The sequence below is a fragment of the Microbacterium sp. LWO13-1.2 genome, assembly GCF_038397725.1.
GTDB lineage: Bacteria > Actinomycetota > Actinomycetes > Actinomycetales > Microbacteriaceae > Microbacterium.
Genome location: NZ_CP151634.1, coordinates 2,260,475 through 2,273,918, shown reverse-complemented (window position 1 = coordinate 2,273,918; position 13,444 = coordinate 2,260,475). Strand labels below are relative to the sequence as shown.

The window sequence follows — 13,444 nt, the reverse complement described above, 5'->3', positions numbered from 1 at the left end:
AAGAGGCCCAGAGTAACCGACTGCGCTCACAACCCCGAAAGGTCAAAGCTCATCCGGTCCCTCAGGACCCAACAGCGTGCAGGCACGACATCCGAAACCCTCCCCGTTCCAACCGCAAGCGGTGTACTAGAAGAAACTCTCATCGATCGCACCATGTCAAATGTTCCACCCATGAGCTCCCAGCGAAGAACAGACGCCTTCGAACTGGGGTCTGGACAGCAAAGCTGCCAGTTGCTCCTTAGAAAGGAGGTGATCCAGCCGCACCTTCCGGTACGGCTACCTTGTTACGACTTAGTCCTAATTACCGATCCCACCTTCGACGGCTCCCTCCACAAGGGTTAGGCCACCGGCTTCAGGTGTTACCGACTTTCATGACTTGACGGGCGGTGTGTACAAGACCCGGGAACGTATTCACCGCAGCGTTGCTGATCTGCGATTACTAGCGACTCCGACTTCATGAGGTCGAGTTGCAGACCTCAATCCGAACTGGGACCGGCTTTTTGGGATTCGCTCCACCTCGCGGTATTGCAGCCCTTTGTACCGGCCATTGTAGCATGCGTGAAGCCCAAGACATAAGGGGCATGATGATTTGACGTCATCCCCACCTTCCTCCGAGTTGACCCCGGCAGTATCCCATGAGTTCCCACCATTACGTGCTGGCAACATAGAACGAGGGTTGCGCTCGTTGCGGGACTTAACCCAACATCTCACGACACGAGCTGACGACAACCATGCACCACCTGTTTACGAGTGTCCAAAGAGTTGACCATTTCTGGCCCGTTCTCGTATATGTCAAGCCTTGGTAAGGTTCTTCGCGTTGCATCGAATTAATCCGCATGCTCCGCCGCTTGTGCGGGTCCCCGTCAATTCCTTTGAGTTTTAGCCTTGCGGCCGTACTCCCCAGGCGGGGAACTTAATGCGTTAGCTGCGTCACGGAATCCGTGGAATGGACCCCACAACTAGTTCCCAACGTTTACGGGGTGGACTACCAGGGTATCTAAGCCTGTTTGCTCCCCACCCTTTCGCTCCTCAGCGTCAGTTACGGCCCAGAGATCTGCCTTCGCCATCGGTGTTCCTCCTGATATCTGCGCATTCCACCGCTACACCAGGAATTCCAATCTCCCCTACCGCACTCTAGTCTGCCCGTACCCACTGCAGGCTGGGGGTTGAGCCCCCAGATTTCACAGCAGACGCGACAAACCGCCTACGAGCTCTTTACGCCCAATAATTCCGGATAACGCTTGCGCCCTACGTATTACCGCGGCTGCTGGCACGTAGTTAGCCGGCGCTTTTTCTGCAGGTACCGTCACTTTCGCTTCTTCCCTGCTAAAAGAGGTTTACAACCCGAAGGCCGTCATCCCTCACGCGGCGTTGCTGCATCAGGCTTCCGCCCATTGTGCAATATTCCCCACTGCTGCCTCCCGTAGGAGTCTGGGCCGTGTCTCAGTCCCAGTGTGGCCGGTCACCCTCTCAGGCCGGCTACCCGTCGACGCCTTGGTGAGCCATTACCTCACCAACAAGCTGATAGGCCGCGAGCCCATCCCCAACCGAAAAATCTTTCCAAACGTTGACCATGCGGTCACGTCTCGTATCCAGTATTAGACGCCGTTTCCAGCGCTTATCCCAGAGTCAGGGGCAGGTTGCTCACGTGTTACTCACCCGTTCGCCACTGATCCACCCAGCAAGCTGGGCTTCACCGTTCGACTTGCATGTGTTAAGCACGCCGCCAGCGTTCATCCTGAGCCAGGATCAAACTCTCCATAAAAAGAAATTGCATACCCCACCGGGAAAACGGTGACGCAGCGAGTTTGATACCGACCAAAGAGACAAATTCATTGCTGACTTCATCCGAATGCCAACCCCCAACAAAGGGGATTGGTCTTTGATCCAAAGGAATTCTCAACCAAACCAAAAGGCTTGGACGAGGATAATTTGGCATTTGACAAGTGCACGCTGTTGAGTTCTCAAGGATCGGATGCTCCCACGACCCAGCCATCACGACCAGGCCCGAAGGGCAACTTCTCTATCTTATCTTCGCTATTCGGCCTGTCAAATCGACGCGCCGAGTGGCTTAGAACCAGATCTGCTGTCCGGCGCTCAAGGCGCCGAGGCAACTTCACTAGCTTATCCGTTCCGGCGAGCTTGTCAATTCGACGACCGCCGGGGTGGATTCTCCAGCTTGGACAGAAGTCTGTCCCGATCCGCTCCGAGGAGAAGATCTTGGTGGAGGTGGTTCTCCGCTTGAGGGGGGTAAGGCTCTCGGCCTCTCCGCTTCCCTGTGGGGCGAACAAGTAATAAGTTACGCGGATCCCGGGGTTTGGGCAAATCAGGACGGACCGCCGGGCGTGTCGCCCGGACTTCGCGGATCTCTCAGCCCTGCGGCGGCCTCCTCGTCCCCCAGGGCGGACGCAGGTGCATCGCCTCCGCACTCCCCCCGGCGGCGGCGCTCTCGAGGAAGTCGACAGCAGCACCGGGGCCGCCTTCACGCAGTGCATCCTGCGCACGTGCGAACAGCGCCTCGGACGCTTACGGATTCGTGCCGTCGTCCATGACGCTCACACCATGACCAGTGCCCGAAGACACAGAAAAGGCCCCGCCGGAGCGGAGCCTCTTCGTCACTGTCTCAACACAGTGTGGACCTAAGGGGATTCGAACCCCTGACCTCCTCGATGCGAACGAGGCGCGCTACCAACTGCGCCATAGGCCCGTGTGATCGTCAACTACGTTATCACGCCACGACCGGACCGAAGATCCGTTCAGCCTGCGGCCCGACGAGCGAGCATCTCGCGGACATGCGATTCGATCTCCGCGTCATCTACGAAGCCCATCCGCGCATAAGGAGACGTCGCCGCCGGGATCTGGGGCGGTGCAGGTCGCGCCATGCGTTCCGCCCGCTCGCGGAGTTCCGCCAGCCGCGCCGCCTTACGACGCTCGTCCTGCGCATCCATCTCAGCGCGGGCTGCCTGAGCTCGAGAACCTGCAACCGATACCAGCGGCTCCGGCAAGGGCCGCGGCGTCCAGCTCGCCCGTCCCTGGTCGTGCAACGGCGGCGCGACGCGGGGAGCGGCCGCGATGGGCCTGGGCACCGACCGACGGGCTGCACGTGACGCGACCGCCGCCATCTGCTGGAGTGCGACGCCGGCCAGCACCACGGTGCAACCGCCGATCCAGAGCAGCATCTGCGCTCCGGTTGCGACGACCTGCCAGACGCCGAGCCCCACCAGTGACGCTCCGACGAGCAGCGTGGTGGTCGCTGCCACCCGAACGCGCCGTCTGACTCGCGCCTGTCGCACCGCAGGATCGGCTCGCGTCGCCGCGAGTTCGCGGCGCAATTCCTCGAGCTCGGCTGATTCCTTCTCCGCCTGCACGCGCTTGGCGAGCTTCTGCTGGGCGAGCGCCGTGCGCGCGTTGAGTTCGAGCCGCACCTCGCCGGGAGTCTCGCTCGTCTCGGCGAGCACGCGCAGCGCCTGATTCAGGCGTACGGCGTTGCGCTCCGCCGCGTTGTATTGAAAGCGTCCACGCCACGAAGGCAGCAGGTACAGCATCCAGAGGAGCACAGCGACGAGCACGATCACTCCCCCGCTCAGCACCGGCCCATCCATACGGTCAACGGTAAGCGACCGGACCCCGCCTGCCCGGTCAGTCCCGGCGCGTGTCGCGGCCAGAACCCGTATTCGGGCCGATGCGCGTGAGTGAACGCGTCGGTCGATCCCGCTCAGCGAGCCAGGCGATCGGTGGGCGGGATGGTCGCCGCGTCGGCCGGCACCTGCCCGTTCAGCCATCGGGCGAGGACTCCCTGCGGAACGTCCTCGCGAGTCAGCGCGAACGCATAGTGATCGCGCCAGTCACCGTCGATGTGGATGAAGCGGCGACGAAGACCCTCGTAACGGAAGCCGAGCTTCTGGACGATGCGCAGACTCGCGACGTTCTCCGGGCGGATGCAGATCTCCATCCGGTGCAGGCCGTACTCGACGAAGCACGCATCCGTCGCCAGAGCGACCGCGGTCGGAGTGATCCCCTTGCCCGCGAACCTCTCGCTCACCCAGTAGCCGATCGTCGCCGACGCCAGTGAACCGCGGGCGATGCCCCAGACGTTCAACTGCCCGGCGATCTCTCCTTCGTACTCCATCACGAAGGGATACCCGGCGCCGTCCCGGTACTGCTGGAGCAGACGACGGATGCTGAGTCGCATGTCGAAGGACACGGACCCGTAGGGAATCGTCGCCTCCCAAGGCTGCAGCCAGGAACGGTTGCTCAGCAGCTCATGCTGGAGCGCGCGTGCGTCACGGGTGCGCACGAGACGCAGCTCTACCGGACCGTGCCGCATTCCCACCGCCAGATCCATCAGCATGACGCCGTTGGGCCGCCTAGAGGCGTTCCGCGAATTCCTTGAGCCACGGCCGCAGCTCCGGCCCGAGGTCTTCCCGGTCGGATGCGAGCTGCACGATCGCCTTGATGTAGTCGACTCGGTCACCCGTGTCGTAGCGCCGCCCCCCGAAGATGACGCCGACGACGCCGGGGCCGTTCGGGTCCGCCGCAAGCTCCTGCAGCGCGTCGGTGAGCTGGATCTCGCCGCCCTTGCCCGGCTCGGTGCGCTCCAGGATGTCGAACACCGAAGCAGGCAGCACGTAGCGGCCGATGATGGCGAGGTTCGAAGGCGCGTCCTCGGGAGCCGGCTTCTCGACGAGCCCCGTGACGCGCACCGCATCACTGCCCTCGATCGGCTCGACCGCTGCAGCACCGTACATCTGGATGTTGGCGGGGTCGACCTCCATCAGCGCGATGACCGCAGCGCCGGTGCGCTCATGCTCCTCGATCATCGTGGTGAGCAGCGGGTCGCGCTCGTCGATGAGGTCGTCGCCGAGGAGGACCGCGAAGGGATTGTCGCCGACGTGACTGCGCGCACGGAGCACGGCGTGGCCGAGGCCCTTGGGCTCGCCCTGACGGACGAAGTGGATGTCGGCGAGGTCGCTCGACTTCATCACGCGCTCGAGCCGGCCGGTGTCGCCCTTCTCCAAGAGCTTCACCTCGAGCTCGGGGACCGCGTCGAAGTGGTTCGAGATCGCGTTCTTGTTGCGCCCGATGATGATGAGGATGTCGTTGATGCCGGCATCCGCCGCTTCCTCGACGACGTACTGGATCGCCGGCTTGTCGACGACGGGCAGCATCTCCTTCGGCATCGCCTTCGTCGCCGGGAGGAATCGTGTTCCGAGGCCGGCCGCGGGAATGACTGCCTTCATCTTCTGGACTCGCATCCACTCAGCCTACCGGGACCGCCGCGTAGACTCGGGGGCATGTCGAACGACGTTGAGAATGCCAAGCGCGCACTGCGTGCTGAACTCCGCGAACGACGCCAGCTCCTCTCCGCCGCCCAGCGCGATGCCGCGGCAGCCGCGATCGGCGAACGGCTCGACGCGCTCGTGGACGACGCCGATGCCCGCTCTATCTCCTGCTTCCTGTCGACGACGAACGAGCCGAGCACCCGGGAGTTCGTCGCGCGAACGGTGCGACGCGGCATCCGCGTGCTGCTTCCGGTGACCCGGGCCGACGGCCTGCTGGACTGGGCGATCGCGACGGACGACGGCGAGATCGCAGAGGGCATGTTCGGTCTGCCGGAGCCGGCCGGCGAGGTTCTCGGCCCGATCGCCGTGAACGATGTGGACCTCATGATCATCCCCGCTGCGGCCGTGGATCGCAGCGGCATGCGACTCGGCTGGGGGCGCGGATACTTCGACAAGACCATCGGCTCGATGGAGAAGTGCCCACCCGTGTACGCCGTCATCTATGATTCCGAGATACTCGACTCGCTGCCGCGGGAGGTGCACGACCAGCCGGTGACCGGCGTCGTGACCCCGTCGCAGACCCTGATCCTGTCGCCGTCGCGACACTGAACCGCGAGGACACCATGCCCACCTATGCCTATGCCTGCACGTCGTGCGGACACAAGTTCGACGCCGTGCAGAGCTTCGCGGAGAACGCGCTGACCATCTGCCCCGAGTGCGGCGGTGCGCTGCGCAAGCAGTACGGGTCGATCGGAGTGACCTTCAACGGCTCCGGCTTCTATCGCACGGACTCGCGCAGCAATACCGGCGGATCGAAGGATGCTTCGGCATCATCGAAGTCGGAATCGTCGACGAGCGCCAAACCGGCGCCCGCATCGGCTCCGGCCTCTTCCTGAGGTCACGATCTTCATGGGGGTTTCCGTGTTCCAGGGATTCAAAGAGTTCATCACCAAGGGCAATGTCATCGACTTGGCCGTCGCCGTGGTCATCGGCGGCGCTTTCACCGCGATCGTGAACGCCGTGGTGTCTGCGATCATCACGCCGTTCGTCTCGCTGTTCTTCAACGCGGATGCGACGGGCAAGGTCGGCATCATCATGAAGGGCATCTACGGGCAGGATGTCACGTTCCCTGTCGGCGAGCTGATCAGCGCGATCATCAGCTTCCTCGCCGTCGCACTCGTCGTGTACTTCGTCTTCGTCATCCCGATGAACAAGTACAAGGAGCGTCAGGCCGCAAAGAACCCCGCCGTCGAGGAGGAGACCCTGCCGACCGAGCAGGAGCTGCTCATCGAGATCCGCGACGCGCTGCGCAAGAACACCGCGTCGAGCTGACGCGTACGGAATCTGGCCTCGAGGCCCTCGGCTCCTTCGGGAGTCGGGGGCTTTTCCGTTCCCCGCTCAGTAGTGCGGGGGGATGTCCTGGATCAGGCGATCGTCGTTCGGACCCTTCGCGGCACGAGAAGCGGATGCCGCCGCATCCTTCGCGGTCGAATCGGTCGCGACATCCGGAGCGGGGTCCGTCCCCGGCGCCGGTGTGAGGCGAGCACGTCGCGAACCGGGCACCCGGACGATCCGCTGACGGGACTCGTCACCCATCGCGCGGATCGAGGTCGATCGGCTGCGTGTCCGTGTCGGCACGCTGCGCCTGGGCCGAGATGCCGAGGATGCCGGCGATCCGCGTCGCCGCCGTGGCCGGATCGCTGTACAGGTCGAAGGCGTGCACCCGGACGTAATGCCAGCCGAGTCGACGCAGAACCTGCGGGCGCAGCCGCAGCGTCTCCCGCAGGGATTCGCCGCGCGATTCCGGATCGGACTCGATCACCACGGCCTTGCCCTTGTGCTGGGCGACCAGCGGAAGCAGACCGCGGTAGTCCACATCGACCGAGGCGCCCAGGCGGCGCAGTTCCCGCGCGAGTGCGAGCGTGAGGGGATCGGCGAGATCCTCCAGGCGCGCCTCCCGCCCGCGCGTGGCCAGGCCGCCGAGGATCGACATCAGCGTCGCGGCGCCGTGCTCGAGGCGTCCATCGTCGAACGACGAGGGGCGGATCGACGACACCAGCACCATGGAGCGGCGCGCGCGTGTCATCCCGACGGTGAGGAGTCGCTCGCCGTCTGGAGTGGACAGATCCCCGAAGTCGCTGAGCACTCGGCCGTGCTTCGTCAGACCGTAGCCGAGCGAGAAGATCACTCGATCGCGGCTCTCTGCGACGGACTCCTCCAGCGTGAGCACCGCGAACGGTTCAGCGGTGTCGCGGGAGACGAACTCGGCGACATCCGAACGACCGGCGAACGCGGAGGTGACAGCGGCACGCACCCGCTCGGCATGGCGGATGCTGGCCGTGACCACCATCAGCGATTCGGCAGGCCGGTGCACGGCGTGCTCGACGACGAGCGTGACGACACGCGCGACCTCGGCATCCGGGCTCTCCACCGCGCCTGAGATCGGATCGGGTGCTCCGACGCCGCGCTCCACGTAGTCGACGGTCAGGCTGCCTCGCCCGAGATAGGAACCCGCCCACGGGAGCGAGACGATCTCGCCGCCGTAGAAGGCGTCGTTGATGAGCTCGGCGAGATCTTCGCCGCCGGCGCGATAGCTGCGCGTGAGCGTCATCACCGGCAGCAACTCGGAGAGCCGCTCGAACACCGAGACCTCGTCGAAGGGGACTTCGTGCTCCCAGTCCTCCCCCGGATCGACCGCGACGTCGAACCGGGACGGCCGCTGGGTCACCGGATCGCCGAAAGCGACGACCTGACGTGCACGCCGGATCGCCGGAGCAGCCTCGGCGAGGTTGATCGCGGCGGCATCCACGAGCAGGACCGTATCGAATTCGACGGAGTCCGGGATCTCCGGCAGGAGATACGGCGAAGAGATCCAGACGGGAGCGAGCACGTCCACCAACGTCGGCGCCGACGCGACGATCTGCGCGGTGCTGGCGTCGGGCTGGGTGAGCGCCCGACGAAGATGCTGGGACTCCTGCGGCTCGTCGACGATCGCGATCTTCCACTGGCTCGCCAGCTGCCAGGCGAGCAGCGGACCCGACATCGCCGCATGGGCTTCATCGACGAGGCGGTAGTCGCGCTCGAGTCGATCGACCACGGCCGTGTTGGCGCCGAGAAGAGCTCGATTGTCCTGCAGCGCCCGTTCGAGGAGCGACTGCCACCACGCGAACTCCAGCTCATCCCCGACCCGCGTCTCGGAGACGTGACGGATCGAGAGTTCGGCGAGCAACGGCTCCAGACCGAGCAGGGCCAGCTGTTCGCGCAGCTCCGAGCGCTCGACGAGGTTGTCGAAGACATCCGACTTGGCGGCGAGCCCCGCGAGCGTCCGTACCAGGCGAGCGACCGGCAGCGAGGCGAGCGGCTCCCGCCGTCCGAGCGCCGCATCCAGCTCAGCGAGTTCCGCCTCGACACGCTGCCAGGCCACGTACACATCGGCGAGGCCGAGCGGCACCTCCGGCGCGACGCCAGCGTCGACACAGCGCTGCCACTGCGTGCGCTGGGTCTGGATGCGCAGCAGCGCCTCGTGCATCTCGGTGATGTGCACGCCCGGGCGGACATACTCCTTGGCGAGACGGCGCAGCCTGCGCCGGTTCGCTCCGGACATGCCAGGGGCATCCCGGCGTGAGCCATGAGCCTGGATGAGTTCGCCGAGTGGACGTTCGAACACCGTCGGGCTGAACCGGTCGAGCGAATCCCGGATTCCCTGCAGCAACCGCAGGTACTCCCCCAGTTCGTCGACGGTGGCGAAAGGGCGCATGCGCGTCTGCGCGATGAGCTCGTAGCCGCGCTCGAGGAGGGCGGGAACGCTGTCCGAGTGCAGACGTGCGGCCAGATCGTGAGCCGCACGCGCCGCCTCCGTGCTGGCGAACGACACCCCGTACCAGGGGGAATCGTCGGGCCCGAACCGGAACTCCCCGAGGCGTGCGGCCTGGGCGAGCATCCCGGCTGCGGCGCTCCGATCACCGGCGAGACGCTGCAGCGCATGCGTTCCCAGCCGAGCGGTCGTGGACGGCGGGGTCGGCAACGAGGCGAGCCTGGTGAGCTGCCTGGTCGCCTCCAGGACCGAGGCGTTCAGACCCGGCACGGGAGCCGTGAGAGCGCTCCGATAGTCGCGGAGCACCGTGCGCAGGCGCACCAGCGCATCATCGACCTCGCCGACCTTCGGGGCGGTGGCCTTCTCGTTCCGGACGATCGCCCGGACCAGATCACGGCGAACGCTCGCCGGCGAGACCGCCAGGCTGTCCAGCCCGATGCCGGCCAGGCGGTGCCGCACGCCGTCGAGCGTCGAGCGCCGCGCGGAGACCACGAGCACTCGCTTGCCCCCGCGCACGAGTTCACCGAGTGCGTTGATCACGGTCTGCGTGCCGCCGGTGCCTGGCAGCGTCGCCACGGTCAGCGAGTGGCCGGCCGCGATCCGCGACAGCACCGCCTCCTGCTCGGCGTCGGCATCGAGCAGCAGATTGTCGGATGCCGGAGCGCGGTCATCAGGCCCGGTGTAGTGCGGTTCGGCGCGGGGCGCCGACACCTGTTCGCGGTCGTCGACGTGGCCGGCGAGGGCATTGAGAACGGTGGAATCCAGGCTCCCGCTGTCTCGCGCCATCGCGCCGCCCACGTCGGCGAACGTCGAGACGACCAGACGCGGCTGCACGGAGAAGGTGTCGATCGAGCGCGTGGTCCCACGCAGGCTGTCGATCACCGGCTGCGGCTTGAAGATTCCGCCGTCGTAGGCGAGCGCCGCAAGAGATGCGGCATCGATCGTGATCCCGAAGTGCTCGCGGGCGATCCGGATGAGTTCGGGGTTGACCTCGAAGGCTCCTTGCAGCTTGAGCTCGAAGTCGGAATGATGACGGCGGATCGCCAGCGGTCGCAGCAGCACCGGTGCGGCGAAATCCGCGCCGCCGATGCGCCACTGCGCCACGCCGACCGCGAGGTGCACGGCCTCGATCCCGCGCACGGTGCGCAGCTCGGTGTTCTTGGCGGTGATCCGCTCTGCCGCGAGGCGCGCCGTGCGCAGACCGACCTCATCCCGGAAGAGGTTCGACAGCAGAGTCGACTTGCCCGTGATGAATTGCGGCAGGCTTCCGGGGTGCGCCTTGGAGATGTCGATCCCGGACTCCGGGCTGTCGCGGTAGGTGATCAGCGGAGAAGGGCCGCCCAGATCGGCGGCCTCCGCGCGCAGGCGGGTACGCTCGGCCTCGGCTGCGTGCGCGACACCGACGCCTGTCGGCGACCCGTGCAGCTCGCCGAGAGTCACCGCGGCCTCCGTCGCTGCACCATCCGCAGACTTTTCTTCACGTCGCCACACACCACACACCCTAGGCGCGCAAGCCAGGGTGAAGCTGTATCCCTGGCGGGTTTCTCCCGGATTCATGCCGCTGAACAGCCTCTCCGCACTCTTCCTGCACGACAACGCCCGAAGCGAGGTTGTCCCCGGTTCCCGCCTTCGCCGCTCCGAGGAGTCGGTGCAGGCGGTCAGTATGGGGGCATGACATTCCGCTACGACTTCGCACCGACCCCGTTCGGTGATGCCCTTGCGGTGTTCTCGGACGAGGGGATCGTGCGCTTCGATCTCTCCGAGTCGGAGGACCCATCGGTGCCGTGGCTGCTGGAGGACGTCTCCCGCCAGTTGCACGCGGTGCCACAGGCAGACCCCGGTGCCGCCGATGAGCTCGCGCATCTGCTCGACGACTACTTCGAGGGAGTGCCCGTCCGCTTCGACGAGCATCTCCGCCTGGATTGGCGGCTCGTTGAGGGATTCCCGCTGGCCGCGCTGCGGGTCATCTCCGAGATTCCGTGGGGCGAGACCATGAGCTACGGCGAGGTGGCGATCGTGGCGGGCCATCCCGGGGCCGCCCGCGCCGTCGGTACCGCATGCCGGCTCACCCCGTTCTCGATCATCGTGCCGGTGCACCGGGTCGTGCGCTCCGACGGCACCCCCGGACACTACGGCGCGCACCCGGAGCGCAAGAAGTACCTCCTCGATCTGGAGGCGGCCACCACGCCCAGTCGCTGATCCCGAGACGACGCGGACCCCGGCGGGTAGGCCGCCGGGGTCCGCGTGCTCGTTCTCAAGCCGCGGCGCGGATCAGTGATCCACCGCCTTCTCCGCGCCGAAGCCGGTGAGCGAGCGCACCTCCATCTCGGCAGCGAGCTGTGGAGACTCCTTCACCGTGCTGGTGACCGTCCCCAGCCAGCCCAGGAAGAACCCGAGCGGGATCGACACGATGCCCGGATTGTTCAACGGCCAGATCGCGAAGTCGACCCCGGGGATCATCGAGGTGGGCGTCCCGGAGAACACCGGCGAGAGGACGATCAGCAGGATCGCCGAGCCCAGGCCGCCGTACATGCTCCACACCGCACCGCGGGTCGTGAAGCGCCGCCAGAACAGCGAGTACAGGATGGTCGGCAGGTTCGACGATGCCGCCACCGCGAACGCCAGCGCCACGAGGAACGCGATGTTCTGCCCCTGCGCGCCGATACCGCCGAGGATCGCGAGGATGCCGATCACGATGACCGTGCGGCGGGCGACCTTCACTTCTCCGTTCGGGTCTGCCTCGACGGGGTTGCCTGCGGCATCCTTCCTGCCCTTCTGGATGACGTTCGCATAGATGTCGTGCGCGAACGACGCCGCGGCCGTGATCGTCAGTCCCGCGACGACCGCCAGGATCGTGGCGAACGCGACGGCCGAGATGAATCCGAGCAGCAGCGGACCACCCAGGTGCAGTGCCAGCAACGGAGCGGCCGAGTTCACCCCGCCCGGCGCATTCGCGATGACCTCTGCGCCGACAAGTGCTCCAGCGCCGTACCCGAGCACGAGGGTGAGCAGGTAGAACCCGCCGATCAGCCAGATCGCCCAGACCACCGACCGACGCGCTTCCTTCGCCGTCGGCACCGTATAGAAGCGCATCAGCACGTGCGGGAGCCCCGCCGTTCCGAGCACGAGCGCCATGCCGAGCGAAAGGAAGTCCCAGGGGTTCGCACCGTACTGCAACCCGGGCGCGAGGATCGCATCGCCCTTGTCGGAATTCGCGACAGCGGCCTCGAGGAGCGTGTTCAGGCTGAACCCGTTGATGGCCAGGACCCAGATCGTCATCACGATCGCGCCGCCGATGAGCAGGAAGGCCTTCACGATCTGCACCCAGGTCGTGCCCTTCATGCCGCCGATGAGCACGTAGACGATCATCAGGACGCCCACGACGGCGATCACGATGGACTGCCCCACGCGACCGTCGATTCCGAGGAGAAGCGAGACCAGCCCTCCTGCGCCCGCCATCTGAGCCAGCAGGTAGAAGAAGCACACGGCGAGAGTGGTGATCGCGGCCGCCACGCGTACCGGGCGCTGCTTGAGTCGGAACGACAGCACGTCGGCCATCGTGAACTTGCCGGTGTTGCGCATCAGCTCGGCGACGAGCAGCAGCGCGACGAGCCAGGCGACGAGGAAGCCGATCGAGTAGAGGAACCCGTCGTAGCCGTTGATCGCGATCGCGCCGCAGATCCCGAGGAAGGATGCGGCAGACAGATAGTCGCCCGCGATCGCGAAGCCGTTCTGCGGGCCGGTGAATGAACGGCCCGCCGCGTAGTAATCGGCCGCCGTCTTGTTGTTACGGCTGGCGCGAATGACGATGAACAGCGTCACGGCGACGAACGCGAGGAAGATCGAGATGTTCAGAACGGGGTTGCTCTCGGCGACGACGGTCGTGGCGGTGTGGATGATGTTCATGCTCCGGCCTGCGCCTTCTCGAGGTCTTCACGGATCTCCTGCGCCAGGGGATCGAGCTTCCTGTTCGCGAAAGCCACATATCCCATCGTGATGGCGAAGGTCGTCACGAACTGCCCCAGACCGAGCAGCAACCCGATGGTGATATCGCCCACACTCGCTGCCCCATGAATTCCGGCGCGAATGCCGCCAGAAGGACATACGCGAAATACCAGATCAGGAAGAATGCGGCCAGCGGAAAGATGAATGAACGCTGCGTGCGTTTGAGGGACTTGAATCTCGATGATTCTTCGACGGCGATGTAATCGATCTCGCCTGCCGATTCGGCGATGCTTCGGTCGCTCATGGGGCCTCCTTGCCACATGTTCGGAGCTCGTACGGCACAGTTCCGCACGAGTGGTAGGGTCGACGCTACGAAACGGGGGGCAATGCCGTCACCCCCGAA

10 protein-coding genes, 1 tRNA gene, 1 rRNA gene and 1 pseudogene are annotated in these 13,444 nt (G+C 65.5%); 4 read left to right on the top strand and 9 right to left on the bottom strand.

The window, feature by feature from the left end:
* Nucleotides 1–242: 242 nt before the first annotated feature.
* The 5 genes from MRBLWO13_RS10750 to galU form a co-directional block, all read right to left on the bottom strand.
* Nucleotides 243–1,765: ribosomal RNA gene (locus MRBLWO13_RS10750) — 16S ribosomal RNA — on the bottom strand.
* A gap of 869 nt (nt 1,766–2,634) precedes the next feature.
* A tRNA-Ala gene (locus MRBLWO13_RS10745) sits at nt 2,635–2,707 on the bottom strand.
* A 49-nt stretch (nt 2,708–2,756) separates the two neighbouring features.
* Complete coding sequence (locus MRBLWO13_RS10740) at nt 2,757–3,602, bottom strand: hypothetical protein (RefSeq protein WP_341973972.1); 846 nt, start codon at nt 3,600–3,602, stop codon at nt 2,757–2,759.
* A 113-nt stretch (nt 3,603–3,715) separates the two neighbouring features.
* A complete protein-coding gene (locus MRBLWO13_RS10735; RefSeq protein ID WP_341978352.1) occupies nt 3,716–4,345 on the bottom strand; it encodes a GNAT family protein in 630 nt (209 codons plus the stop codon).
* Between the two features lie 22 nt (nt 4,346–4,367).
* Nucleotides 4,368–5,255 carry a UTP--glucose-1-phosphate uridylyltransferase GalU gene (gene galU / locus MRBLWO13_RS10730; protein ID WP_341973971.1) on the bottom strand — a complete coding sequence of 296 codons (888 nt, stop codon included), beginning with the start codon at nt 5,253–5,255 and terminating at the stop codon, nt 4,368–4,370.
* Between the two features lie 39 nt (nt 5,256–5,294).
* Here galU and MRBLWO13_RS10725 point away from each other — a divergent pair, with 39 nt between their 5' ends.
* The 3 genes from MRBLWO13_RS10725 to mscL are packed head-to-tail and all read left to right on the top strand — an operon-like array spanning nt 5,295 to nt 6,614.
* Nucleotides 5,295–5,891, top strand: coding sequence for a 5-formyltetrahydrofolate cyclo-ligase (locus tag MRBLWO13_RS10725; protein ID WP_341973970.1), 597 nt, complete (start codon nt 5,295–5,297; stop codon nt 5,889–5,891).
* 14 nt (nt 5,892–5,905) lie between these two features.
* The gene (locus MRBLWO13_RS10720) at nt 5,906–6,178 is read left to right on the top strand and encodes an FmdB family zinc ribbon protein (RefSeq protein ID WP_341973969.1); all 273 of its coding nucleotides are present in this window, start codon (nt 5,906–5,908) and stop codon (nt 6,176–6,178) included.
* 25 nt (nt 6,179–6,203) lie between these two features.
* Nucleotides 6,204–6,614 (top strand): large conductance mechanosensitive channel protein MscL, encoded by a 411-nt coding sequence (gene mscL / locus MRBLWO13_RS10715; RefSeq protein ID WP_341978349.1) that lies wholly within the window; start codon nt 6,204–6,206, stop codon nt 6,612–6,614.
* Between the two features lie 66 nt (nt 6,615–6,680).
* Here mscL and MRBLWO13_RS10710 read toward each other — a convergent pair whose 3' ends face one another.
* The gene (locus MRBLWO13_RS10710; protein WP_341973968.1) at nt 6,681–6,878 is read right to left on the bottom strand and encodes a hypothetical protein; all 198 of its coding nucleotides are present in this window, start codon (nt 6,876–6,878) and stop codon (nt 6,681–6,683) included.
* Nucleotides 6,871–10,536, bottom strand: a complete 3,666-nt coding sequence (locus tag MRBLWO13_RS10705; protein WP_341973967.1) for an AAA family ATPase — start codon at nt 10,534–10,536, stop codon at nt 6,871–6,873. The genes MRBLWO13_RS10710 and MRBLWO13_RS10705 overlap by 8 nt, the downstream gene beginning before the upstream one ends.
* A 231-nt stretch (nt 10,537–10,767) precedes the next feature.
* Between MRBLWO13_RS10705 and MRBLWO13_RS10700 the strand changes: the two genes are divergently transcribed.
* Nucleotides 10,768–11,295, top strand: coding sequence for a methylated-DNA--[protein]-cysteine S-methyltransferase (locus tag MRBLWO13_RS10700; RefSeq protein WP_341973965.1), 528 nt, complete (start codon nt 10,768–10,770; stop codon nt 11,293–11,295).
* A 72-nt stretch (nt 11,296–11,367) separates the two neighbouring features.
* Here the strand turns inward: MRBLWO13_RS10700 and MRBLWO13_RS10695 are convergent, their stop codons facing one another.
* Together MRBLWO13_RS10695 and MRBLWO13_RS10690 are read right to left on the bottom strand one after the other, a co-directional pair.
* Nucleotides 11,368–13,002: a cation acetate symporter gene (locus MRBLWO13_RS10695; protein ID WP_341973964.1), complete on the bottom strand. Its 1,635-nt coding sequence runs from the start codon at nt 13,000–13,002 to the stop codon at nt 11,368–11,370.
* Nucleotides 12,999–13,345 (bottom strand): annotated as a pseudogene (locus MRBLWO13_RS10690) (DUF485 domain-containing protein). The gene MRBLWO13_RS10695 and the pseudogene MRBLWO13_RS10690 overlap by 4 nt, the downstream one beginning before the upstream one ends.
* Between the last annotated feature and the right edge of the window lie 99 nt (nt 13,346–13,444).

Coding starts and splice junctions, on each gene's coding strand:
- MRBLWO13_RS10740 (WP_341973972.1), bottom strand. CDS start 3,602: ATGGATGGGCCGGTGCTGAGCGGGGGAGTGATCGTGCTCGTCGCTGTG.
- MRBLWO13_RS10735 (WP_341978352.1), bottom strand. CDS start 4,345: ATGGATCTGGCGGTGGGAATGCGGCACGGTCCGGTAGAGCTGCGTCTC.
- galU (WP_341973971.1), bottom strand. CDS start 5,255: ATGCGAGTCCAGAAGATGAAGGCAGTCATTCCCGCGGCCGGCCTCGGA.
- MRBLWO13_RS10725 (WP_341973970.1), top strand. CDS start 5,295: ATGTCGAACGACGTTGAGAATGCCAAGCGCGCACTGCGTGCTGAACTC.
- MRBLWO13_RS10720 (WP_341973969.1), top strand. CDS start 5,906: ATGCCCACCTATGCCTATGCCTGCACGTCGTGCGGACACAAGTTCGAC.
- MRBLWO13_RS10710 (WP_341973968.1), bottom strand. CDS start 6,878: ATGGGTGACGAGTCCCGTCAGCGGATCGTCCGGGTGCCCGGTTCGCGA.
- MRBLWO13_RS10700 (WP_341973965.1), top strand. CDS start 10,768: ATGACATTCCGCTACGACTTCGCACCGACCCCGTTCGGTGATGCCCTT.
- MRBLWO13_RS10695 (WP_341973964.1), bottom strand. CDS start 13,002: ATGAACATCATCCACACCGCCACGACCGTCGTCGCCGAGAGCAACCCC.